The following is a 22,524-nucleotide window of genomic DNA, read 5'->3' on the forward strand; positions in this document are numbered from 1 at the left end:
CACGCCTCAGAGAATTCTCTTCACGTCCTTCCGTCTGTTATGAATGTAATCCCACCCTGTTGCTGCCGGGCGGTTGTTGATTGACGATCTCGGTAGAAACACCGCACAACGGCGTCCGAATCAGCTGCCGGGGTTGGAAGAAAGAGCCTCCGAATGCGATTGACCCTGATCAAGAAGATGCTTCTCGGATTTTCAATCATGGTTCTTCTGACCCTGTTGACCGGTCTGTATGCCGTCTTGAGCCTCCGGGACCTTCGTCGAATGAGCGACAACATTGTCGAATGGGACCTTCCCATTATTGAGACCACCGCTCAGATGACCGAGAACTTATTGGCGGAAGACCTCTATGAGAAACGCTCCGTCATACTTCGGGACCCGGCGGTCCAAACCCTCTTCTTAAACCGAAGCGATGAATTCCGGCTGAAACTGGCCCAGTTAAATTTAATATCTCCCGAAGACCAAGACCTCAAAGGGCGAATCCAGAGCCTTCATCAGCAATACGACCAATTTTTTAAAGAAGAACAGGATTACCTCAATCGCAAAGAGGAGTCGATGGCGAAGGCCGTTTCAGAAGGTCCCATGCAGTCCCGACTGAACGAAATGGTCCAATTGCTACGGGAGCTCGAACGCCGCGGACGTGATGATCAAAATGCCAAGACGCGTCTCGCCAATCAATTGAGTCTTCAGGCGTTTAACATCACGGTGGTACTGGTGACCATCAGTTTTTTTTTCGGAGTCGGATTTGCCGTGTTCATCAATTCGAATCTCACGTATTCGATCAAACAGCTTCAGGAGGCTGCGCATTATATCGGCCAGGGGCTGTTTGACCGAGCCTTGAACGTCAAGGCAACGGAAGAAGTTCAGGAGTTGGCGGACTCTTTTCGTTGGATGTCGAAGCGGCTGAAGGAACTGGGGGAGATGAATCTCGATGCCAATCCCCTCACGCGGCTTCCAGGGAATCTGGCGATTGAAAAGGCGCTTTTGACCCGACTTCAGGAAGCGGTGCCGTTTGCGTTCTGTCTTGTCGATGTGGATAACTTCAAGGCGTTTGGCGATCGGTACGGCTATATCCGGGGCAGCGAGGTTTTGAAAAAGGTGGCCGCCATTTTGTTCGACGCGGTCAGGACGCTCGGATCGGCATCGGACTTCCTCGGACATATCGGCGGGGATGACTTTGTCATCATTACGGATCCACCGCGGATGGAAAAGCTGTGCGAAAAAGTCATCCATGATTTTGATAAAGCCATTCCGGATTTTTACGACGAGGAAGACCGTCGAAGAGGTTATATTATTTCCCGCGACCGCAAGGACGTCGAACAACAGTTCCCGTTCATGACGGTTTCGATTGCGGTCGTCACGAACCAGAAACGCGTGATCACCAGTCCCATGCAGGTCGCGGAGATCGCCGCTCAACTCAAACAGTACGCGAAGACCTTCCCCCGCAGCGTGTACGTCGTGGATCAACGGAGGACCGTTTGAACATATCTGAATGGATGGTGCCGATCGGCCGCCGGTTTCATCGCCGGTCCCGCCTCGGGGGGGCCGGAGTATTCGTTCTCCTTCAATTTTTGTCAAGCTGCGTTGGTTTAACATCGCCGGAACTACCGACCGCGACCGCGGCCGCGGATCACTTCAAAAGGGGCGAAGTTTTTTTTGAAGAGGGCAAGTATGCCGAGGCCATTAAGGAATACCGATACGTGGCGGCTCAATTTCCGAACGAAGACCTTGCATCCGACGCGCAGTACAAGGTGGCGTACACCGAAATCTATTTTAAGAATGCTGCTTCCGACTATGGGATGGCCGAGAAAGATTTTCAGAAGTTGATTCAGAAGTACCCGAACAGTCCCTGGAAAGATCCGGCGCAGAATTGGTTGAGTTTTTTAACCCAGATGGAGTTGTTAAAGGCGGACAAGGAAAAACTCAAGGACGATCTGCAACGATTGCTCGACCTGGATATGCAGTCCGAGAAGAAGCGGCGTGAGTTGAAATGAATTACCACATCGATGAAATGGTGCGGCAACCCTCGATGACCAGCGTGATCTCTCCACGGATGGCCCCGCCCTCCATGGTCGCAATAATCTGAGAGAGTTTTCCCCGAATGATTTCTTCAAAAATCTTGGTCAGTTCTCGAGCCACCACGGCGCGGCGGTCACCCCAGGTTTCGTGCACGTCGTGGAGACTGCGAACTAGGCGATGAGGCGATTCATAAAAAATGACCGTTCGGGGCTCGTCTTTTAGCGCCTGGAGGTGTTTGAGTCTTCCAATCCGTTTTTTGGGAAGAAAGCCTTCGAATAGAAAAGCGTCCGTGGGGAGACCGGATACGGCCAGCGCTGCAAGAAAGGCGGACGGTCCGGGAACGGGCGAAAGGGGGAGTCCAGCTTGGATGCAACGATTGATTAGATAATATCCCGGATCAGAAATTCCCGGTGTGCCCGCATCCGTAACCAGAGCGATCGCGTGACCTTCCTTGAGACGCTGAACCAGAACCTCCGCTTTTTCCTCCTTGTTATGATCATGGTAGCTTGTCAGTGGAGTATGAATCTGGTAATGATTGAGCATCTTCTGCGTATGCCGCGTGTCCTCGGCCGCGATGAGACGGACTTCCTTGAGAACCCGCAGCGCCCGCAACGTGATATCTTCCAAATGGCCAATCGGAGTGCTGACGATGTAAAGAACGCCGTGTTCGGTGTTGTCCATTTAATAATGCCACCGGTGGTTTATTTAAGTGGTTTATTTAAGATGAACGCGGTTGAGGCGGTAGTATAGGCGTTTATAGGACTCAAAGCAAGAGAGCTTGCCATTGGATAGTCATTCTGATATATTAAAACGATTTTATCCGCATGTAAAATCGAGGTGTTATGAATATCGCCGTTATAGGTACAGGATACGTGGGCCTTGTGACCGGCGCATGTTTTGCCGAATTTGGAGTTCATGTCACTTGCGTCGACAAAGATCGGGACAAGATTGAAGCCCTCCGTAAAGGCCAGATCCCGATTTACGAGCCGGGGCTGGGTGAGTTGGTCGGTAAAAATATGGGCAGCGGTCGGCTCCAGTTTACCACCGATATCGGCAGTGCGGTACAGGGGGCGCTCGCTGTTTTTATTGCGGTCGGGACGCCTCCTCGGGGAGACGGATCGGCCAATTTGGAGTATGTGGAGGATGTGGCGGAAACGATTGCCCAACATTTGAATGGTTATAAGTTGATCGTCACAAAAAGCACGGTTCCGGTGGGAACGGGGGGACGGCTTCGCAAGATCATCGGGAAAAACCTTAAGGAGCAGGTTGACTTTGACATCGTTTCAAATCCCGAATTTCTGCGAGAAGGTTCGGCCATCGAGGATTTTTTGAGGCCCAATCGCGTGGTAATCGGAACCAACAGTCCGCAGGCGGAAGCGATCATGAAAGACCTCTATCGACCGCTTTACCTGATCGAGACCCCCTTCATTGTGACGGAGGTGGCCACAGCGGAGATGATCAAGTACGCCTCCAACGCCTTTCTGGCGACGAAGATTTCATTCATCAATGAAATGGCGAATCTCTGTGAGAGGGTTGGGGCGGATGTACATCAGGTGGCCAAGGGAATGGGTTTGGACGGCCGGATCGGTCCAAAATTTCTCCATCCGGGCCCCGGCTACGGCGGCTCCTGCCTGCCCAAAGACACGCTGGCCTTGGTGCAGATGGCGAAGCAGAATGACTGTCCGCTGGATCTGCTCGATGCCGTGGTCCGCGTCAATACGAAACAGAAGGCCGTGATGGTTCAAAAAATTCTTCAGGCCTTGGGGAGCGTTAAAGGGAAAAACGTGGCTGTTCTTGGACTGGCCTTTAAACCGAACACGGACGATATTCGGGAAGCCCCTGCCGTCGAGATCATTCAAGCCCTGGTGAGGGCCGGCATTAAGGTTCGGGCCTTTGACCCCGCCGCGATGGCGGAGGCCCGAAAAGTTTTAAAAGGGATTCACTACTGCGAGGACCCCTATGAAGCGGCCCGGGATGCGGATGCGGTGGTTCTCATAACGGAATGGAACGAATTCAGGAATCTCGACTTGGGTCGCCTTCGACAGACGGTGCACAACCCCATCTTTATCGATCTCCGTAATGTCTATGACGAACAGCGCATGAAACAAGCCGGGTTCCGGTATATCGGTGTAGGAAGAGGAAAATAGGTGGTCGGATTAACCTGTGCCTCGATGGAGTGAGAAATCATACCTCGGTAAGTTTCCCTCTTTGTGTCTTCTGTAAACATCATGGAGAGCATATTCAAAAATCCCGGGCGTTGGGTCAAAACCCACACTCCTTTTTTTGAAATCGGTTCATCCGCACGGAGCGCCTTCGTCCGTTTTCTGGTTGTTTGCCTGACCCTTGCTTCGACCGTCTCTTCCGGCCGGCCTGAAACTTCCGCGCTCTCTCTTGAGGACCAGATCGCCCGAGCACAGTCGGAGCTCGCGCTCATTAAAACGGAAATTATTCATCGGTATCAGTCCAACACCGCCGAGTTGGAACCATCGGATCCGTCGGCCGTCCGATCCTCACATCCGGAGACGAGGAACATTGTTGCGGAGGGGGAACTTTCCGGAGACGGAGCCTCGCAAAGCATGGAGGCCAGGCTACGGGAAATAGCCGTCCTGATAAAACGCTTGGAGACGGGGGGCGATTCCTCTTTATTGTTCAATGAGGTCGGTCCGCCTTCGACCGATGAGATTCGGCTTTTGTTGGCGGATCGTCTGCTGCAGGCGAATCTTACTTCCCAGGCAGAGCAGGTACTGAACAATGTGGTGGTTCAAACCCGTCGTGCGCCGATCGCGGCCGAGGCGTGGTTTCGATTGGAAAAATTATACTATCGGAAAGGCGATTATCCCCGCGCCCTTGGGGCGTTCTTCAAGATTCCAATGGATAAGACATTTCCGTGGCGACAGGAAGCCACCTACTTGGCCGGCAACAGCGACCTTTATCTTAAGGAGTATCTCAAGGCGATCGACCTCTTGGGCAATGTCGGCGAAGGCAGCGAGTACTATCCTTTTGCGGTGTATTCAAGCGGCCTGGCCTACCTAAATTTGGGAGATGCCTGGTCTTCGACTCAGTTACAGTTTCAAAAACTCACCGCGTTGAATCCGGGAGAGGATTCCGTCCTCCGGGAATTAATCAACAAGACGCGTGTGACCCTCGGATTTTTCTTCATCGATCAAAAACGCTATTCGGAAGCCATGGCCGTCTTCGAAGCGATTCCTTCCGAGAGCCGGTATTGGGTCCAGGCTCGCTTCGGGCTTGGCAAGGTTTTTATGGGTATCGGGGATTGCGTGAAAGCCATCGTCGTCTACAACGACCTGATCGACCAGGCGCCCACCCATCCTTATGCCCTTGAATCCCGCCTCCAGATCGGTGCTTGTTATTCAAAATTGAGTGCCTACCATCGGGCCGTGGGCAGTTATCAAGAGGCCTTAAAAGCCTATTCCGAACGATCGGAGGGCTTAAAAAAACTGACCCAACAAATTCAGGCCACGGGCGTGGAAAGTTGGCTTTTTGCATCGGGAGTGGAGAAGACGGAAACGGGGTTCGATCTGGAACCCGGATTTGCGGAATTAGTGGACATGTATACCGATTGGCTTCGACTGCACAAAGAGATCGCCGAGCCATTCCAAGGGGATAAAAATCATGCACCGCGCGAAACGGAGCGCGGCTCGTTGGCGGACGATAAATCGCTTCAGATGAAAATGGAGGATGTCCACGAAGATTTGATCCGATTACTCCGAGCCTCCGCAACCCGCCATCTTTCGTTCCAACTGGCCCGGATTGACGGACTGGCCCTCCGTGCGAATATGGGCATCGCCAAGAATATGACATTCATGCAGGACCATGAGACGGCGCCGTAGAAAAAATCAGTGGAGTCGGGATTCCGCCCCGCTGGCGTGGATGGTGCTTGTTGTGACCGCGCTATGGATTGAACTGGGCGGGTGTTCTTCTTATCGAAAACCGGACGAATTGGACCCGCAAAAGATTAAAACTGTTGTGACAGAAGTGATGGAAGATCAGACCGCTCCCGCTTCCAAAGACTATACGCTGAAATCTCTGGACGAATATGAGAAGAATCTCTTCAACGATTTCGGGCAACGGAGTGAGCTCCGAGCCAAAACCATGCATCGGTTGGCCGATCTCTATCTTATGCTGGAGGACTTGTCCTATCGTCATCAGCTTCAACGATACAACCAACAACTCCGCCAAGTGCAACAGAGCCGAGTGGGGGCGCGTCCGGTCCTTCCCCAAATCGATCATACGCGTTCCCGGAAGACCTATGAAAAACTACTGGCCCAGTATCCCGACCGGCCTGAAAATGATCGGGTGCTCTATCAGTTGGCTCATGTATATGACGATGAGGGTCAGACGGAACAGGCGATGGCTTCGTTGCAACGACTGGTGGAGCGTTACCCTTCCAGCCCGTTGCGGTTAGAGGCGGTCTTCCGGCTGGCCGAGGCGTATTACGATTCGAATCAATACCGACAGGCGAGGGCCGCTTATGAACAGGCGGTCAACGCGAAGGATCCCGGTCTCGCGGAACAGGCGATGTATAAGTTAGGCTGGACCTATTTTTCGCTTCAGGATTATGAGAACGCGGTGGCGATGTTTGTTCGTCTGGTCGATCGGAAGCGCGTGATGAAACCCGACGGACAGTCGCAGCTCGATCCAAAGGTCATGTCGGCCGCAGAATGGGATGAAGTCTTGGAATGGATTCGCAGCATGGCCCTTTCTTTTTCATATCTGGGGACGCCGATTAAGATCCAAGATTATTTCGAAAAAACGGGCCACCGGGATTACGAAGCGCTCATCTATCGGAAACTAGGCGATCTGTACATTGCCCAGAAACGGGTGCAAGATGCGGTAGGGGCTTATGATGCCTTCATCAGAACCTATCCCCTCCATCCCGATGCCCCCGCCGTGCAAATGCAGATCGTGGAAGCCTATCAACAGTTAAAATTGGTGGATCTGGCCAACCGCGCTCGGATGAATTTCGTGGATCGGTTTGGTGAAGGAAGCCTCTGGTATCAAAAGGCCTCGGTCGACGCGCGAGAGAAGGTCCGGCCGTTCTACCGGGGACTTGTCGGCCAACTGGCCCTGTTCTACCACTCTGAAGCCCAGCAAACCAAACGGCCTGCGGATTATGAAACGGCTTTGGCATGGTACCGACGCTACCTGAAGGTGTTTCCGAAAGAGCCGGATGCGCCGCGGATGAACTTTCTCTTGGCGGAGGGTCTCTTTGAACTGCAGCGTTACAGCGAAGCCGCGGACGAATATGAGCATACCGCCTACAATTATTTTCTTCATCACGACAGCGCCGAATCGGGATACGCCTTTATCACCACGCTGGATAAAATGATGAGTCGGGACGGTCAATCCTCTGCCACAAGCCCCCTGGCCACCCGACTGGCCCAGAGTTGCAAGCGGTTTGCGGAGGCCTTCCCCAATGACGCCCGCGTGGCGGCTGTTCTTTGGAAAGGGGCCGAGACCTACTACCGCGTGGGGAACTTCCCGGGGGCCCGTTCCATGGCCGAGATGATTGTGAAGACCACGCTGCCGTCCGATAACGCCGCATCCAAAGCCCAGCGACTGATCGCCCAAACCTATTTCGAATCCGGGGCGTACGAGCAGGCCGCCGGGGTCTATCAACGCTTGGTTCGGAGCGGAGGGGAGGCGAAAGAGGAGAAGGCGTTGAGACAATTATGGGCTTCGGCGCTGTATAAGCAGGGCGAGGTCTTTAAAAACGCCGGCAAGTTGCGGGAAGCGCAGACGGCGTTCATGCGGGTTCAGGCGGAAGTCCCGGGGAGTGAGGTTGCGCCGGTGGCGCTGTACGATGCGGCCAGCGTGGCCCTGCTCCGAAACAACGTGGACGAGGCGCTGCAGCTGTTTCAGATTCTGGTTCAACGCTATCCCGCACATTCGTTAAGCCAAAAAGTCCCCGAGGTCTTATTGCAGGTGGAGCGAAATCTTTTGGAGGCCGGGAAAGTTCAGGAGGCCCGGGCCTTGTCGGAGAAGATCAAAACGATCCAGGTTTCAACGGAGGAGGATTTAGCGTATCGGTCCGAACGGCTCCTGGCGGATCGCTATTTTGAGGAAAAGGCCTATGAGCAGGCGGCCGCCACTTACAGCAAATTAGCCCAAGGTGAAGCCTCGGTCAAGAATCAAGAGCGGGAAGAGCTAAAGCGATTGTGGGCTTCCGCCTTGTACAAACAAGCCGAAGGTCTCAAGGCGGCCGGAAATCTTAAGGAGGCGCAAGACGGTTTTATGAAGGTTCAAGCGGAGGCAGCCGGAAGCGAAGTGGCGCCGGTGGCGCTGTTTGATGCCGGAAACGTTGCCCTCTCTCGGAATGATCAAGACGGGGCGGTCCAGGCTTTTACGATCTTGCTGAGAGAATATCCCACCTCCGCCTACAGTCCTCATGCAACGATCCAAGTGGCCCGAATCCATGAACGAAACGGCCGTTTGCAGGAGGCTGCCCGAGACTATGCATCTGTGGTAAAATTAAACCTGGATCGAAAGACCACAGGGGAAATGTTACTGGCATCCGGTCGGCTTTACGAACAACTGGGAGATTGGGCGAAAGCCGAAGAGGTTTACGGCATCTATCTTGGTCAATATTCGGGAGAGTATCAACAGGTCGTCGAAACAACGTTTAAGCTGGCCTGGGCGAAACTCCAGCAAAACCGTCCGCAGGAAGCCCTGCCGATTCTCCAGACCATTATCGACCGATACGGACAGGGTGATGCGGCGGCATCCCCGGCGGCCTACTATGTCGCCAAGGCACATTTATTGAAAGCGGATAACCTCGCGACCCAGTTTGACGCCGTGCGGCTCGTTTCGCCTCTCGAACAAAACCTGGCCCGGAAGAAGGCATTGCTGAAAGACGTCCTGGAGGAATACGCCCAGGCGGCCGACTTCAATGTCGCCGAGGTCACGACGGCCGCCACCCAGAAAATCGGGATGGTGTTCGAAAAATTTCGAACCGCCCTCCTGGAATCCGAGCGACCACAGAATTTAACACCCCAGCAACTGGAGCAGTACAATTTTCTTCTCGAAGAACAGGCCTATCCGTTTGAAGAAAAGGCCATTGCGGCGTATGAAAGCAATGTTCATCGAGCGCAACAGTTGGGTTTGTACGATGCCTGGATCAGGCAGAGCTACGACGATCTGGCGCGGTTGATGCCGGCCCGGTACCGTAAGCCGGAACTGGACGAAATTATCCATGGGGAACCGGCCTTAAACCCATGACCCGCTGCGGTTTCAGGAAAACGCGCTTCATTCCAGCCCTTCTGAGGGCCACGCTGGCAGGGGCCATTGTATTTGGGGCGATCGGCTGCGCCCCGGTGAATATTCCCAGTGGTTCGGCCGCCCGGAGCCCCGCGAATAACGAGGCGCCCGGCTCCCAAACCGGCTTGCCGGGAAAGGGGGGGCTTCGTTCGCGTTACGGGCAGGGGATCTCTTATTTGGAACAGGGAAAGCTAGAAGAGGCTCAAAGGATTTTTGAGTCTCTGGTTCAATCCAATTCCGATCGGATGGAGATTCATAACGCATTGGGGATTCTTTATCGCCGACGGGGGATGTTGGACAAGGCTGTTGCGGAGTACACGAGGGCGATCGAGTTGTCCGAGCCGTTGTCGTCGACTCCTTCGGGGCGCGCCGAATCCGCCGAACTGTACAACAATCTGGCCATCGCCGATCGTGAACGCGGCGATTTTCGAAAGGCGGAAGAGGCGTATGAAAAATCCATTAAACGCAACCCCGATTTTGCAGCCGCCTATTACAACCTGGGCGTGCTGTACGATCTCTACCTCGACCGACCTTCGGACGCCGTGCGGTGCTATCGGGATTACGAACGACTGACCGGTCAGAATCAGACCGTGGATGTCTGGATCGCGGATCTGGAACAAAGGACGACGCGCGGGACGGGAGGCCCCGTTGGGAAGCCGTAACATCAAGCGGAGGGTGCTCGGAATCGTTGCGACGGTCTGGCTGGCCGCCGCCGGGTTGGCGTATGCCCAGGAGCCGGCGGAAGCGACGCGGAAAAACCCCGACACTTTCCAATTGAAGGAAACCGAAATTACGGGAAAATTAAAGGACGTCCTGGGGTCCCTCAAGCTGTTGGAAACCGAAGTGGTCGGGACGGTCGAGCGTCCGCGGTTGAGTTATTCGTTGCCTTGGAAGGATCCCGATCCGTTATTGCTGGATGAAGGGGAGATGCAAGGCGTGTTTCTCGAGGAGATTTACACCCCGTTGGATAAAGACACCTACAGCCAAGCAATACGGTCGGAGAAGGCGCGTCAGGCTCCATAAAACGGAAAGGAGACCCCATGGATATTTTTAATGTCATCGGCAATTTTTTTATTGAGGGCGGGTTTTTCATGTACCCCGTCCTTTTCATCGCCGCTCTGGGAACGGCCATTGTGATCGAGCGGATGCTCTATATCACCCGCGCTTCGGCCAACGCGGAATCTCTTTGGCAAAAAGTCCGGGCCGCCCTGTCGGATCAACGGATAGACGACGCCGTCAAGCTCTGCCATTCCAGTACGCGCCCCATCTATCGCGTGTTGTCGGCGGGCTTGAAGGCGGCGAAACCTTCGGGCGCGCGTGAACCGATCCAGCGATCGATGGAAGAGGCCATGTTGGAGGTCTTGCCGCCGCTGGAGCAGCGGACGGCGTACCTTCCGATTCTGGCCAACGTGGCGACCTTGTTGGGACTGTTGGGAACAATCATCGGCGTGATCCAGGCCTTTTCGGCCGTCTCCGCCGCGGATCCCTCGCAAAAAGCCGTCCTCTTGGCCCGCGGAATCTCGGTCGCACTTAACATGACCGCCTTCGGTTTGATGGTTGCCGTTCCATTGATCCTGTTTTATGCATTCCTACAATCCAGAACCACGAAGATTGTCGATTCGCTGGATCAATATTCGACGAAGCTGATCAACTTTTTTGCAAATCGTCAGACGGGGGTTACCCCGGAGAGGAGTCAAGGACATGCTGCCGCGGTCCCGAAGACGAGCTAGACGGATGGAGTCCACCGAGATCGATCTGACCCCGTACATGAATCTGTTGGTCGTGTTGGCGCCGTTTCTCCTCATCACGGCCGTATTTACCCGGTTGTCGGTTCTGGAGATCTATTTGCCGCCTCCGGCATCGGCCGAATTAATGAGCACGTTGCCGTCGCCCGAAGAACAGCTGGTTCTCACGATATCGATCACGGAGAAAGGCTTGGTGGTGGCCAACGGGAACAAGATCATCAGTTTGATTCAGCCGACCGTAACGGGGCACGACCTGCCGGCGCTCACGGCCGTGCTTGAGCAGATCAAGGCCCGGTTTCCGACGGTGGACAACGCGATTGTTCTCAGCAAACCGGATATTCCGTATAATGAACTGGTTCAGGTGATGGACGCGACGCGGGTCGCTTTTGTAGTCACCGAAGGGAAGAAGACCAGTTATTCGTTGTTCCCGAATATTTCTCTGGGAGAAATCCAATGAGAAGAAGCCCGATACGGCCCCGGTCTCGATTCTCGGAACGCCGGAAGGGATCCACGACGGTTTCTACGGTCTTAACCCTCACCTCGCTCGTGGACCTGTTTACGAACCTGGTCCTGTTCCTGCTCTATAATTTTTCGGGGGACGCCTCGGCCATTCCTTCCGCCGAACGGATGAAACTCCCCGAATCACTGGCCCAGTTAACGCCGCAGACAACCTTGACCGTCATGATCACCCAATCCGATATTCTTGTGGACGGAGTAAAGGTGGCCGAGATCCCTCAGGTCTTAAAGGAGAGCGATCTTTTGATTCCGGCCCTCAAAAAAGAAATGGACTATGCGGCCGAGAGGGGGAAATATTTTGCAAATCCCAGCGCCGGCAAGCCCTTTGAAGGTCGGGTCACGATACTGGGAGATAAAAATATTCCGTTTCGATTGCTGGAGAAGGTTATGTATACTTGCAGCCAGGCCGAGTTCGGGCAGATTGACCTCGCCGTGATTCAGAAAGAGTCCACCGGATGATTTCGATTTGGGGCGGCCAAGACGGCGACCAAGAGTTTAAACGTATCGCCTGGGTCTGCGTTTTTGTGTACGGTGCAGTGGCTCTGATCCTCAACCTTCTGACGGTCAAAATACCCGCGCGATCGGACTACACCCGGATCGATCCTCGCATCGCCAAATTAATCATCGAAGCTTCAAAACCCGTATCCCCTCCCGTCCCGAAGGTGAAGAAAGAAGAACCGAAAGTCGAGGACAAAGGCAAGACGGAGAAAAAAGCGGAGCCCAAATCCGAACGGCCCAAAGAGCCGGCTCCGGAAGTGGCCAAACAGGAGGGACCCACTCCCGAAGAAATACGGGCACAGCAAGAAGCCCTGCGTAAAAAAAACATGGAGGTGGCGATGAACAGCGGGCTGCTCAAGCTTCTCAAGCAGACCGCCGCCAAAGCGGACAGCATACCGGATCAAAAGCTGAAAAAAGTTTTCTCCGAGATCAAGGGTCTTAGCGAAGCGCCCAGGACAACATCCGGCGTGGCCCCTCAAACCCAGCCCACCGCCAGCCAAGGAATTGATGATATCGTGTCCAAGCTTGAAAAATCGATCAAGGCATCGGACGGGACTTCAGGAGATTCGACCTTGGGCGGCAGCGGCGGGATCGGTCAAATGATCGGAAGCGTTCAGCCGGACCTGGGATCATCGTCCCTTGCGGAACGGAAAACCACACGGGTGGACAGCCCATTTCAGATCAAAGGCTTTGAAGAGGGCAAGAGTCCGAGAGATTATGAGTCGATCGCGCAGGTGGTCGATTCGTACAAAGACGGGATCAGTTTTCTTTACAATAAGACCCTTCGTGAAAACCCGACGCTCCGGGGTACGGTGACGGTCGAATTTATCATCGCCGCCGCCGGCGAAGTGATCGACTGTCATGTGGTGTCCAGCTCGGTGAAGAATCCGCCGTTTGAAGAGGCGTTGATCAAACGAGTTCTGCAATGGAAGTTCCCGCCTGTTCCCTCGGGCGACGTCACGGTGACCTACCCGATCGTGTTTTCCGTTTCTGGATAATTTCGTCCGATCTTTTCTATCCCGGACGCATGGTTCTTCACTTGGGCCGTGAATGGCATCGCAAACAATCGGCGAACGGAAAGGCCACCACGCCGTGGCACCGGCCGCAGTATTCTCCCTTGATGATCCGATCCATGCTTACCGGGTTGGCTCCTTGTTTCATGATAAAAATGGAAGGATGGCAGTTATTGCAGTTGAGCCACATCGTGTGAGGCGTATGCGGGAAGACGACGTTGGGCACGGGATAGGCATCCCCGATGTTAAACACGATGTCCAGGTTTAAAATCGGACCGTCCGGGGGGCCGCTCGGATCAATCGAACTTCTGGGTTTGAGGATTCCTTCTTTGAGAGCGGCCACCCAATCGACATCCCCCGTCTGTCTTTTAGGAAGCGCACGGAAGGCAATCGGATGTCCTTGCGCATCCAGTCCGGATTTTTGCGCGATCTCGGATTGGGTCAGTTTGGGTTGCACGCAGCCGGTCAGAATGCACGGCATCAGAACCGCCGGTATCAGGAAACGTTTAACGGGACGCAAGATGCTTGACGATGATTTGAGCCAGTCCATTCGAATAGACCTCTTTCCATGCGAGATAAACCGCGGAGTCCGATGAAGCGAAAGATGGAACGGAGGATGGCGTCGAGGGAGTGGCGTTCAGCCGCTGGTCAACGGATTCCCACCGATCGCCGGTCCGGCGTTTGACATGGATCTGAGAAATCCCGGTTGCATCGTATTCCATCCAGGTCAGGTAAACCGTGGATCCGGATTGAATCAACGAGGGACTCATGGCATGACGGGCGGCGTCGATATTGAGATTTTTCCCGTCGACGATCCAGCTCCCATGATCCCAGCGTTTGACGTAGAGTTGAAATATCCCTTTTCCATCCTGTTCAATCCAAGCGACGTACGGAGAATCACCGAGAACGGCGATTGAGGGATTCAGGGCATGGCGTTGCGGATCCGTGTTGAGGCTTGGCCCAAGCCCGTCCCAGCTGGAGCCGTTCCATCGCTTGACATAAACCTGGTAAAAATTCCGATCCGACAATTCCGCCCACGTCAGATAGAGAAACGATCCGTGAGAAACCATGGCGGGTTTGATCGCGTCCCGCGCCGGCGAGATGTTCAAGCTGCCGTTTCCATCCAGATGCCAGCCGTCGGCCGAGCGTTGTTTGACGTAAAGCCGAAAAACCCGTTGGGGACTGTACTCGCACCACGCCAAGTATGGAATCGGTCCGTCGGCCGACAGCGTCGGATTGGCCGCGCCTTGAGTCGGGTCAACGTTAAAGCTGTCTCCCTCGACGATCCACTGACCTTCGGACCGGTGTTTGACATAGAGTTGCGGAACGTTCTTCGCGTTGAGTTCAACCCAAGCTAGGTAAGGGATCTTGCCGTCCGAGCCCATCGTCAGATCAAAGGCTCGATGATCTCCATCGATGTTCTGCGCACCTTCTTGATCGAGGGTCCACCCGAAACGGTTCCATCGGCCGACGAAGACTTGAGAAATGCCATGAATATCAAGCTCGTTCCATCCCAGCCATGGAACGGAATCGGCAAAAACCAGGGATGGATTTAAAGCGTGTTTTGTGGCATCCACGTATGTGAAAGTTGAAGCGTGGGCCTTCACAGGCAGGCCCAATGAAAGCCACTCCGGGCTTGCCGCGGCGGCGAAATGCAACGGAGTGAAGGCGTCGCCGATCGTCCAGGAGAAGACCATAACAAAAAGCAAGACGGGTCTCCGGATAGAGGTCCAGACGCTGTCGATCCAAATCAGTTTTACCATGAGAAAGCCACGGTCTCCGCTTGAAGGATCCCCATTGGGCATGAACAGCGCTGTGGGTCTATTTGGGTCTTGAATGGCAACGAAAGCAGTCCGAGATTGGAAAGGCGACAATACCATGACATCGACCGCAGTACTCCCCCTTCAGGATTTTTTCCATTGTGACAGGATTGGCTCCGGCACGCATCAAGAAAATACCGGGATGGCAGTTCCGACAGTCCAACCATAAGGTATGGGGGTAATGGGGATAGACGACATCGGGGAGACCGCTGACATTGACCTTGAAAATAATGTTGAAATCGAGCGCCTTCATCGTGACCGCATTCGGGTCCAACGAATCTCTCGGATGGATGACGCCTTGTTTAATGGCGGCGACCCAGTCGACATATCCCATCTTCGTTTTGGGCAGGTAATCGAAGGCGACGGGATGCTCTTCTTCTGCCGCGGCCGGTGGCGTTTGGGCGGGTTGGGTAGGCTGAACGGATTGTGTGGGTTGGGTTTCGATCGGGGCTGGCCCTACGACCGGTGATTGAGGGGGCGCGGCGGCCGGTTGATCCTTCGTCGTCTGGGCTTCGATCCCGTTTTGAGAGAAGAAATAAAGGATGACGAGCAAAAAACCCGCATAAACGGCCGCGGTCCGTCCACCCATGCTCACGCGCCTCATCGTATGAAGCCGTACCTATTTTTCGACCGTAATCTTTCCGGTCATTTGGTTGTGGATGAAACAGAAATAAGGATACTCACCGGGAACTTTAAACGTGTGAGAATAGACCGCGCCCGGTTCCATCACCGCGAAGATCTCCAGTTCGTCGCCCGGGCCGGATCCCGGAATACTGGCCAGATTGTGTTTGCGTTCATCGGTATTTGTCCACTTGACGGTGTCCCCCACCTTGATCGTGAGGTTTTGCGGATTGAGTTTGAAACTGTTTCGAATCACCGTGACTTCGTACACGGTCCCTTCCTCGCCTTTCGCGGGCGCGACCGAAAGAACCGCTAAAAAAACCAAGGTCGCAAGGAAACAGGAAAAGCCCTTTCTCATTGCCGAACTCCTTCTAAAACGAGATATTTTCAAAAGTATATCGAATGGATTTTATCTTGTCAATGCGTCGTCCCGCAGATATACGGCGGAGAACCTGTCGCGGCGGTGCGTCTGCGGTGACCGGCCATCATCCATGCGGCTAGGGGGGTTTTTAGGCGGTCTTGCCCGGATTCCGGACTTCAGCATCGGGATCATCGGGTGGAATACCGGGGTATATGGCCTCGCAGGCGGACGATCAATGGATAAGCGATGCGATGAAATGCATTTTGAGGAGGTATTTTGATCCGCCTGACAAGATAACTCCGAAGGTTTTTCCCGTTATGTTATAAGGTCGGCCGGTTGTAAATTTTCATGATCAGTGCGGCACGTCCTTCAGGTTTTTCGGGCTTGGTCTGGAAACCGTCACTTGGACCACCGCCGTTTTGTTTTTAACCGTCGCCACGATCGTGGCGGTTCCCGGAGCTTTGGCCCTAACCAGGCCGCTTTGATCCACCGACGCGATCGCAGGGCTCTTGGATTTCCAGAGGACCGGGGGACCCGTTATTGGGCGGTTCATTGGGTCGGTCGCGATCATCCTCAACTGCTGTGTGTTTCCCGTTGATAACGAAACAGCCGAAGGTTGAATTTCTAATTTGACCACGGGCAAGCTTTGAACGTCAATTTCGATGGAATCGGAAATCCCTTGACTGAGGGCCGTAACGCTTGCGGTTCCGGGCGCGATCGCTGTAACGGTTCCTCGTGAATTCACGGCGACGATGCTTGGGTTCTCCGAGATCCAAGTGATGGCGATACCGCTTCGTTCTTGATTGTTCTCATCCCGGGCCTGAATCGAAAGTGTCCGCGAATCGCCGACAAACAGAGCAGACCCGAGGGGTTTAATCTCCAATTTAGACAAAGTCTGTTTCGCGGCGGGAGATTCATTTTTGGTCAAGGGCTTCGGAACGGCGGCCGGCGGGGCTTGCGGTGTTTCGGATGTTTGAGATGTTTGCGACGGCTCAGACTTCGTACAACCGGATACTGCGATCAGACCCGCTAGAACAAGGGGGACGCATAACCCGCCTCGGCTTTGACGAAAACATGGATGGCCCTTCTTCATGGCGATATACCTTTTAAACCACGGCAGACGGGAGCGCTGGCCGACAGCGCCATGGGGATTGTATCGGGAAACCGTGTTCTTGTTGTGTTAAGGCGATGCCTGTCGAAATGGGTTCTCGCCGGCGCGGAACTTTTCCAACATCGGATCCACCGGGGGAGTGTCTTTGGGTTTGACATGACACCGTTGACAATCGCTCAGGGGAAAAGCGATCCGATTGTGGCAGCGGCCGCAGAATTCTCCCGACGCGATCTTGGGCATCGTCTGCATCCGGTTGGCCTCTTTCGCATTCATCGGAAAGATGGCCGGATGACAGTTGGTACAGGTCAGCCAGAGCGTATGGACAAAGTGCGGAAAGATGACATCGTCCACAAATTGACTTTTGGTAAAGATCGCGATATCCAGATCAAAGGGAGGCATGGGTCTTTCGTTGGGATCCAACGAATCGCGAGGTTTCACCTTGCCTTCCTTGATGGCCGTGGCCCAATCGATCAGCCCATACCGGTCCTTCGGAAGGTCCGAAAGTTCCAACGCCAAGGGATGCTCGGCCAATCCCGCTTTTTCGGCGTCCCCCGCGAAACTGGTCGGGTCACCCGTACCGGTGCATTCGCCGGTAATGCCGCTAATATAGATGGGATCGCAAGGAAGTTTTTTGGCCACCGGTGCGGGTGAAGTGGGTTTGTCCGTAGGTTCGGCGGCATTTGACCGGCTGATGCCTAGGCCTTGAGAATCCACAAGGATGTACAGGACTGCTGCGCCGAGCAGAACGAAGACAACAGGTTTCAGGAGACGTTGGAGCTTCATGAAAGCGACCCTCTCTTCTAGATGATGGTAAGGTTGGGCTGGCTGTCCTGACTATTTTATAAATCCTCTGGCCTTTGGAATCGTAATGTCGCTTTTTCCGGAATGACAGCGGTCACAGTAAATGGGCGGCCAAGCGATGCGACCGTTGTGGCACTTTCCGCAAAAATCGCCCTTGATGATCTTAATCATGTTGATATCGTTTGCGCCCTGACGCATTTCAAAGATGGCGGGGTGGCAGACTTTGCATTTAAACCGGATTCGATGAAACCAATGGGGAAAAACGACGGGCGGCATTCCCGCTTTTTCAGCATAATGATTTAGGGTGATGTCACCGTATTCGGCTCTAGAGGTTTTCGGAATATTGAAAGTGAGGATAAGTCCGACAACTAGAATCGGTAAAAGGAAACCACCGACCAACCATTGCTTTTTCATCTCCCACTCCCTTCTCCGAGGAAAAAGTTGCCTTGACCCGCTGTCAGAATCAGGTAGCGATCAATACCATATTTTATTTTCTTTGTCAACATCTTGCTTTTTTAAAAGATCAAACCCATTCGGAGAGGAAGTGGGTTGATCATGGTATTTTAATCGAACACGCGTTAACGCATCTTGGCCAAATCGAATACGAACTTTGCAACTTCTTTGTCGTCTTTGTCTTGAAGCACCAATGTAATTGTTGAGTTAGGATCGATTCCGTCGGCCGGAAAATAAAAATCGCTGTCCGTTACAAACGCCGGTTTTGTTTTTCCGTCCCCGTACGCTTCACCGGGAGGATTGTTCCAGAACGTAGCCGGAGAAGTCTTGTCACCCGCCCGAATGACGGCGGTGTAGTCTTTTGCGAATGTATCCGTATTTCCAAATGTTGTGACCCGGAACACCAACTTGCCGCTGCTCTTGGCCAGGGCGTCTTCGGTGTCAAAATTGTTTAATTCGGCCGATCTCAGGGCCGCTTGCTGTGCGGCAAAGGCGAGAGCCAGAAATTCAGTAATGATAAATGCAAAACCCTTATCGCCGTTATTGACGGACCATTCTTTGATGAAATCGGACACGTCCATCCGGGCGCCCATTTTCCCGTATTTAATGGCGGCTTCTCTCTGTTCCGGGGTCAGGTTCTGTATCATCGCGAACGAGTCGGTCGGGTTTACGAAGAACCCGGCCGTGTAAACAGCGACGAGCAGTGTCAAGATCAGTTTTTGCACGCCGTTCCTCCTCACGATGCTAAGCGAAAGCGTCGCTTTATTTTGTAAACAAAATCTTGTGGAATGGCCGCATCCTACTAAGGAGAGCGTGAGGATGTCAAGTGAAAATAATCGATGCTTTTCGGGATGAATCCGGCCGAAAGAAAGGCTAAGGAGACCGTGGCCCTTCGCTCAGGGTTTTCCAATCCCGGCCGTTGTAATGGAGAAAAAGACCGTCGTCCCCTATCGCAAAAACATCGGCCGGTCCGCCGCCCCAAATGCCGCGAACCGGTTCCGTCATCGGAACAGGTTGCCTTTGCCAAGAGCGGCCGTTGTAATGAAGAATCAGGCCGCTTTCTCCGGCGACAAAAACGTCCTGCCCGGAACTCCCCCAGACGGCCCGGAACACATCCGCCACGCCGTTCTCGATCGAGGTCCATGCTCGGCCGTCGAAATGCATGAGGGTGCCTTCATCGCCGACTAAAAAAATGTCGTCGGCCGAACTTCCCCAGATGCCGACATAGTGGGTTCTCGGGAGCGAGGTCACGCCTTGCCAGATTTTCCCGTCAAAATGGAGGACCGTTCCGCGGCCCCCGACCGCATAGATATTGTTTGGCGCGCTTCCCCAGACGCCGAACAAGAGGTTTTGGGTCCCGCTGTGAACCGAGCTCCACCGGGTTCCGTCATAATGGATGATCGTTCCCCGGTCGCCCACCGCATAAACGTCGTTCGGAGAGCTTTCCCAGATGCCGTTTAAATCGTTTGTGACCGTGCTGTCCATTTTCTCCCAGCGGTGACCGTCGTAATGAAGGATCAGGCCGTTATAACCGGCCGCATAAATGGACGTCGGCGATATACCCGTCACGGCCGAAAGCCAGATCCGGGTGCCGCTTTCCACCGGGACCAATGTTGTTCCGTCATAATGACCGACGGCTCCATACTCGCCGACCATGATGACATCGGTGGGGGAACTTCCCCAGATTCCGGTCCAGGTTGGGTTTTGAGAAGATGGAAATGGGGTCGCGGCCGTCGCGACAGCGAGCAGGTTCAGGACAAGCCCGGCCACCATCCGCGTCCGGCGGCGGCCAGGGCTGAATACAACGAAGGCCGAGGTCATCAAAGTTCCAGCGGGTAAAGTTTAAAGCGGGTACGGAGTCTCGTGAATGACATAGAGTTAAGCCGGAGCGTATCGAAAGGCCGGAGGCCTGTCAAGATCCCCGTCGATGTTCCTCATCCAAGGCGCCCGGTTTGGCTTGACACGGACCGGGGTCTGTTGTATAAATGCGCACATCATGCTCTCCCTCCATCCCCAAGGGTTTGCGACCCTGGCACTGGCGGCCGGGTTGCTGTTTCTCGGCGGGTCGGTCGCGACGGCGTCGGATCCTCTCCGCGCGGCGTTTAACCCGAAAGACCTTCCGCCGGATCTGCATGCGATCTCGGTCCAAAATATCCCGATCGTGTACAGTGATCAGGGAAAGGGCGAGCCTCTGATCATTCTGCCTTCATATCCTTTCAGCCCCAAGTTCTGGGCGGATTTGGCCGCCCGTCTCAGCAGCTCTGTGCGCGTGATCGTGGTGGAGCCCCCGGGGATCCGGACTCCGTCCTCCATGGGAGGGGACTTTTCATCGCAACATCTTCTCTACATCTATCGGGACCTCATCAAAGCCTTGAGTCTAGGCCGTGCGCACGTCATGGGTGAAGGGGAGGGCGGCGGGCTTGCAGTGGCCTTGGGGCACCATTTCCCGGAGATGATCGGGGCCGTGGTGAGCATCGATGGGTTTGAATCAGTGAACTGGTCCGAAGGATTTGGAGGAATGTTGGGTCTCTTCGAAAAGGCCGCGTCGGGAGGATTCGGCATGCTGCTTTCGACCGGGTCTTTGAAGTATCGTGAGCAAGCGCCGTCGCAAGGGGAAATGGAAAAATGGCTCGTCCCGGTTCAGGAAGAAGACCAGAAGAAGGCGGTTCATGACCGCTTTAAGGCGTTTGCCTCCGATGTCCAAGAAAGTTATATTTTGGCCATGCTCCCCAATTTCAACCGTCCTCTTCTGCTGCTCCGCGCGGAGAATGATCAGCTGCTCCCCGAAGGCGAAAAATATGCGCAGAGGACGCGAAGTCAGATCCGAAAAGTGCCTGTGGATTATCAGGTCATCCCCAAGGCAGGCCACTTCGCTTTTCTGGATCAGCCGGATAAGGTGGCCGAGCTGATACGGATCTTCCTCTCGAACCATGCCATGTCAAAGTAGGCGCCCCGCATCCATTAATCTCCGCGAGTCCGTTTGTTCCTGATCCGGCGGGCCCGTATTTCCAGCTCCGCGGCTTCGTCGTCTCGGTGCATTTGCCGGAGAAAGACGGCATAGTTCTCCAGGGTTGTAACGGAGTCGGGATCATCGGGACCCAGGCCCTTTTCCCAAGTGAAGAGCGACCGCCGGAAAAGGGTTTCGGCGTCGGTTGATCGGCCCTCGGTGCTATAGAGCGTCGCCAAATTATTGAGGCTCCTGGCCAGATCGGCGTAATCCGACCGGGGGCCTTCTTCCCAGATTGAAATGGCCCGGCGATAGAACGCTTCGGCTTCGGCGTAGCGCTTCTGTGCCTGATAGATCAAGGCCAGGTTACGAAGACTCTCCGCCACATCCGGATGATTCGGTCCAAGCGTCCTCTCACGTATGGTCAAGATGCGCGTTTGAAGTGTCGCGGCTTCCGCTTCCCGATTCTGGGTTCGATAGAGTTCCGCCAGGTTGTTGAGACTTTTGGCCAGATCCGGATGCATCGGTCCCACGGTCTCTTCCAAAATGGCGACTGATTTTTTAAAAAGCGCTTCCGCATCGGCCGGCCGATCCAATCGAGCATATTGAATCCCCAATTCACTGTAGGGCAGACCGGATAAAGGCGATGTCCCCACGGCCGCTTCCCAGAAGGTGATCGGGTTTCGCCAGACGGTGTTTCGTTCCCGGCTTGTCCAACTCCCCATGCCGATCAGGGCTGCGAATAGCAGTGCCGCCGCAACCGCCATTTGATGCCTGGCCGGTTCCGAATCGACCCGAAGCCATCGAAGCCCTTGGAAGATCAAGCACGTTCCTGCCGACACAAAACCCACAGAAGGGGCGTAGGCATAGCGTTCGGCCGCTACCACAGTCGCTAACGGTTCAAAGGCCACTACGGCGGCGGGCATTAAAAACACCAGCATCCAGCCCAGGCCGATGCCGATGATCCGATCTCGACGGATCATGGCGACAAGGAGTCCCATGGCCGCACCGGTCAAGGCGAGACTCGACACGATGAGGTACAGGAACGAGTTCGGCAGAGTCGCGATGAAGGGGGAAGGGGGATAAGGGAAGGCCATCAACTTCAGGTACAAGCCATAAGCGATCAAGATTTTATCAATCCAATCCCATCCGGAAGTGTTTACGGATGGGATTGGACCATACGGAGCGGTGATACTCGCCGCGCGCATCCAGAAGTAAAGGCCCAGGATGGCGAGGGGGATCAGCAGGCGAACGATCAGGGGTTTCCAGCGAACCGGTTCCATGGGATTGATCGCGAGGAATTCGTAGAGGGGAAAGAGGACGATCAAGCCGACGGCGATCTCC

General features: G+C 54.4%; 23 protein-coding genes. 12 read left to right on the forward strand and 11 right to left on the reverse strand.

From position 1 onward, the window contains the following. Window positions 1-153: 153 nt before the first annotated feature. Together VLY20_05245 and VLY20_05250 are read left to right on the forward strand one after the other, a co-directional pair. On the forward strand, window positions 154-1,479 hold the full coding sequence (locus tag VLY20_05245) for a diguanylate cyclase (protein ID HUK56045.1): 1,326 nt from the start codon (window positions 154-156) through the stop codon (window positions 1,477-1,479). Further along, complete coding sequence (locus tag VLY20_05250) at window positions 1,476-1,991, forward strand: tetratricopeptide repeat protein (protein ID HUK56046.1); 516 nt, start codon at window positions 1,476-1,478, stop codon at window positions 1,989-1,991. The genes VLY20_05245 and VLY20_05250 overlap by 4 nt, the downstream gene beginning before the upstream one ends. A gap of 1 nt (window position 1,992) precedes the next feature. On the opposite strand, the gene rsmI is transcribed toward VLY20_05250, so the two are convergent. Next, window positions 1,993-2,697, reverse strand: coding sequence for a 16S rRNA (cytidine(1402)-2'-O)-methyltransferase (rsmI, locus tag VLY20_05255; GenBank protein HUK56047.1), 705 nt, complete (start codon window positions 2,695-2,697; stop codon window positions 1,993-1,995). 161 nt (window positions 2,698-2,858) lie between these two features. Between rsmI and VLY20_05260 the strand changes: the two genes are divergently transcribed. The 9 genes from VLY20_05260 (at window position 2,859) to VLY20_05300 (ending at window position 13,051) form a co-directional block, all read left to right on the forward strand. After that, window positions 2,859-4,163 carry a UDP-glucose/GDP-mannose dehydrogenase family protein gene (locus VLY20_05260; GenBank protein HUK56048.1) on the forward strand — a complete coding sequence of 435 codons (1,305 nt, stop codon included), beginning with the start codon at window positions 2,859-2,861 and terminating at the stop codon, window positions 4,161-4,163. A gap of 81 nt (window positions 4,164-4,244) precedes the next feature. Further along, window positions 4,245-5,867: a tetratricopeptide repeat protein gene (locus VLY20_05265; protein HUK56049.1), complete on the forward strand. Its 1,623-nt coding sequence runs from the start codon at window positions 4,245-4,247 to the stop codon at window positions 5,865-5,867. A 148-nt stretch (window positions 5,868-6,015) separates the two neighbouring features. Further along, window positions 6,016-9,255, forward strand: coding sequence for a tetratricopeptide repeat protein (locus VLY20_05270; protein ID HUK56050.1), 3,240 nt, complete (start codon window positions 6,016-6,018; stop codon window positions 9,253-9,255). 95 nt (window positions 9,256-9,350) lie between these two features. After that, a complete protein-coding gene (locus VLY20_05275) occupies window positions 9,351-9,956 on the forward strand; it encodes a tetratricopeptide repeat protein (protein HUK56051.1) in 606 nt (201 codons plus the stop codon). Continuing rightward, window positions 9,943-10,317, forward strand: a complete 375-nt coding sequence (locus VLY20_05280) for a hypothetical protein (protein HUK56052.1) — start codon at window positions 9,943-9,945, stop codon at window positions 10,315-10,317. Before VLY20_05275 ends, VLY20_05280 begins: the two co-directional genes overlap by 14 nt. Before the next feature lie 17 nt (window positions 10,318-10,334). Next, window positions 10,335-11,024 (forward strand): MotA/TolQ/ExbB proton channel family protein, encoded by a 690-nt coding sequence (locus VLY20_05285; GenBank protein HUK56053.1) that lies wholly within the window; start codon window positions 10,335-10,337, stop codon window positions 11,022-11,024. A 4-nt stretch (window positions 11,025-11,028) separates the two neighbouring features. Then, window positions 11,029-11,496, forward strand: coding sequence for a biopolymer transporter ExbD (locus VLY20_05290; GenBank protein HUK56054.1), 468 nt, complete (start codon window positions 11,029-11,031; stop codon window positions 11,494-11,496). After that, on the forward strand, window positions 11,493-12,014 hold the full coding sequence (locus VLY20_05295; protein HUK56055.1) for a biopolymer transporter ExbD: 522 nt from the start codon (window positions 11,493-11,495) through the stop codon (window positions 12,012-12,014). The genes VLY20_05290 and VLY20_05295 overlap by 4 nt, the downstream gene beginning before the upstream one ends. Next, window positions 12,011-13,051 (forward strand): TonB family protein, encoded by a 1,041-nt coding sequence (locus VLY20_05300; protein HUK56056.1) that lies wholly within the window; start codon window positions 12,011-12,013, stop codon window positions 13,049-13,051. Before VLY20_05295 ends, VLY20_05300 begins: the two co-directional genes overlap by 4 nt. Window positions 13,052-13,088: 37 nt before the next feature. On the opposite strand, the gene VLY20_05305 is transcribed toward VLY20_05300, so the two are convergent. The 9 genes from VLY20_05305 to VLY20_05345 form a co-directional block, all read right to left on the reverse strand. Next, complete coding sequence (locus VLY20_05305; GenBank protein ID HUK56057.1) at window positions 13,089-13,547, reverse strand: c(7)-type cytochrome triheme domain-containing protein; 459 nt, start codon at window positions 13,545-13,547, stop codon at window positions 13,089-13,091. Window positions 13,548-13,572: 25 nt separating this feature from the next. Beyond that, entirely contained in the window at window positions 13,573-14,829 is a 1,257-nt protein-coding gene (locus VLY20_05310; GenBank protein ID HUK56058.1) for a hypothetical protein, read from the reverse strand. A gap of 58 nt (window positions 14,830-14,887) precedes the next feature. After that, a complete protein-coding gene (locus VLY20_05315) occupies window positions 14,888-15,490 on the reverse strand; it encodes a c(7)-type cytochrome triheme domain-containing protein (protein ID HUK56059.1) in 603 nt (200 codons plus the stop codon). A gap of 15 nt (window positions 15,491-15,505) precedes the next feature. After that, window positions 15,506-15,865, reverse strand: a complete 360-nt coding sequence (locus VLY20_05320; protein ID HUK56060.1) for a plastocyanin/azurin family copper-binding protein — start codon at window positions 15,863-15,865, stop codon at window positions 15,506-15,508. Between the two features lie 355 nt (window positions 15,866-16,220). Further along, entirely contained in the window at window positions 16,221-16,751 is a 531-nt protein-coding gene (locus tag VLY20_05325; GenBank protein ID HUK56061.1) for an Ig-like domain-containing protein, read from the reverse strand. A gap of 297 nt (window positions 16,752-17,048) precedes the next feature. Next, complete coding sequence (locus VLY20_05330) at window positions 17,049-17,762, reverse strand: c(7)-type cytochrome triheme domain-containing protein (GenBank protein HUK56062.1); 714 nt, start codon at window positions 17,760-17,762, stop codon at window positions 17,049-17,051. 51 nt (window positions 17,763-17,813) lie between these two features. Then, window positions 17,814-18,194 (reverse strand): c(7)-type cytochrome triheme domain-containing protein, encoded by a 381-nt coding sequence (locus VLY20_05335; GenBank protein ID HUK56063.1) that lies wholly within the window; start codon window positions 18,192-18,194, stop codon window positions 17,814-17,816. A 164-nt stretch (window positions 18,195-18,358) separates the two neighbouring features. Next, window positions 18,359-18,958, reverse strand: coding sequence for a hypothetical protein (locus VLY20_05340; protein HUK56064.1), 600 nt, complete (start codon window positions 18,956-18,958; stop codon window positions 18,359-18,361). A gap of 148 nt (window positions 18,959-19,106) precedes the next feature. Next, window positions 19,107-20,054, reverse strand: coding sequence for a hypothetical protein (locus VLY20_05345; GenBank protein ID HUK56065.1), 948 nt, complete (start codon window positions 20,052-20,054; stop codon window positions 19,107-19,109). A gap of 175 nt (window positions 20,055-20,229) precedes the next feature. Here VLY20_05345 and VLY20_05350 point away from each other — a divergent pair, with 175 nt between their 5' ends. Next, the gene (locus tag VLY20_05350; GenBank protein ID HUK56066.1) at window positions 20,230-21,180 is read left to right on the forward strand and encodes an alpha/beta hydrolase; all 951 of its coding nucleotides are present in this window, start codon (window positions 20,230-20,232) and stop codon (window positions 21,178-21,180) included. Between the two features lie 14 nt (window positions 21,181-21,194). Here VLY20_05350 and VLY20_05355 read toward each other — a convergent pair. After that, window positions 21,195-22,524, reverse strand: a 1,330-nt coding sequence (locus VLY20_05355) for a tetratricopeptide repeat protein (GenBank protein HUK56067.1), incomplete at its 5' end; no start/stop codon positions are given.

The organism is Nitrospiria bacterium (genome assembly GCA_035517655.1).
Lineage (GTDB): Bacteria > Nitrospirota > Nitrospiria > JACQBZ01 > JACQBZ01 > JACQBZ01.

What these genes read in the sequence shown, in the direction of transcription:
- VLY20_05350 (HUK56066.1), top strand. Translation starts at nt 20,230, where the DNA reads ATGCTCTCCCTCCATCCCCAAGGGTTTGCGACCCTGGCACTGGCGGCC.
- VLY20_05305 (HUK56057.1), bottom strand. Translation starts at nt 13,547, where the DNA reads ATGCCGTGCATTCTGACCGGCTGCGTGCAACCCAAACTGACCCAATCC.
- VLY20_05335 (HUK56063.1), bottom strand. Translation starts at nt 18,194, where the DNA reads ATGAAAAAGCAATGGTTGGTCGGTGGTTTCCTTTTACCGATTCTAGTT.
- VLY20_05345 (HUK56065.1), bottom strand. Translation starts at nt 20,054, where the DNA reads ATGACCTCGGCCTTCGTTGTATTCAGCCCTGGCCGCCGCCGGACGCGG.
- VLY20_05265 (HUK56049.1), top strand. Translation starts at nt 4,245, where the DNA reads ATGGAGAGCATATTCAAAAATCCCGGGCGTTGGGTCAAAACCCACACT.
- VLY20_05300 (HUK56056.1), top strand. Translation starts at nt 12,011, where the DNA reads ATGATTTCGATTTGGGGCGGCCAAGACGGCGACCAAGAGTTTAAACGT.
- VLY20_05330 (HUK56062.1), bottom strand. Translation starts at nt 17,762, where the DNA reads ATGAAGCTCCAACGTCTCCTGAAACCTGTTGTCTTCGTTCTGCTCGGC.
- VLY20_05290 (HUK56054.1), top strand. Translation starts at nt 11,029, where the DNA reads ATGGAGTCCACCGAGATCGATCTGACCCCGTACATGAATCTGTTGGTC.
- VLY20_05285 (HUK56053.1), top strand. Translation starts at nt 10,335, where the DNA reads ATGGATATTTTTAATGTCATCGGCAATTTTTTTATTGAGGGCGGGTTT.
- VLY20_05295 (HUK56055.1), top strand. Translation starts at nt 11,493, where the DNA reads ATGAGAAGAAGCCCGATACGGCCCCGGTCTCGATTCTCGGAACGCCGG.
- VLY20_05245 (HUK56045.1), top strand. Translation starts at nt 154, where the DNA reads ATGCGATTGACCCTGATCAAGAAGATGCTTCTCGGATTTTCAATCATG.
- VLY20_05270 (HUK56050.1), top strand. Translation starts at nt 6,016, where the DNA reads ATGGAAGATCAGACCGCTCCCGCTTCCAAAGACTATACGCTGAAATCT.
- rsmI (HUK56047.1), bottom strand. Translation starts at nt 2,697, where the DNA reads ATGGACAACACCGAACACGGCGTTCTTTACATCGTCAGCACTCCGATT.
- VLY20_05315 (HUK56059.1), bottom strand. Translation starts at nt 15,490, where the DNA reads ATGAGGCGCGTGAGCATGGGTGGACGGACCGCGGCCGTTTATGCGGGT.
- VLY20_05260 (HUK56048.1), top strand. Translation starts at nt 2,859, where the DNA reads ATGAATATCGCCGTTATAGGTACAGGATACGTGGGCCTTGTGACCGGC.
- VLY20_05310 (HUK56058.1), bottom strand. Translation starts at nt 14,829, where the DNA reads ATGGTAAAACTGATTTGGATCGACAGCGTCTGGACCTCTATCCGGAGA.
- VLY20_05320 (HUK56060.1), bottom strand. Translation starts at nt 15,865, where the DNA reads ATGAGAAAGGGCTTTTCCTGTTTCCTTGCGACCTTGGTTTTTTTAGCG.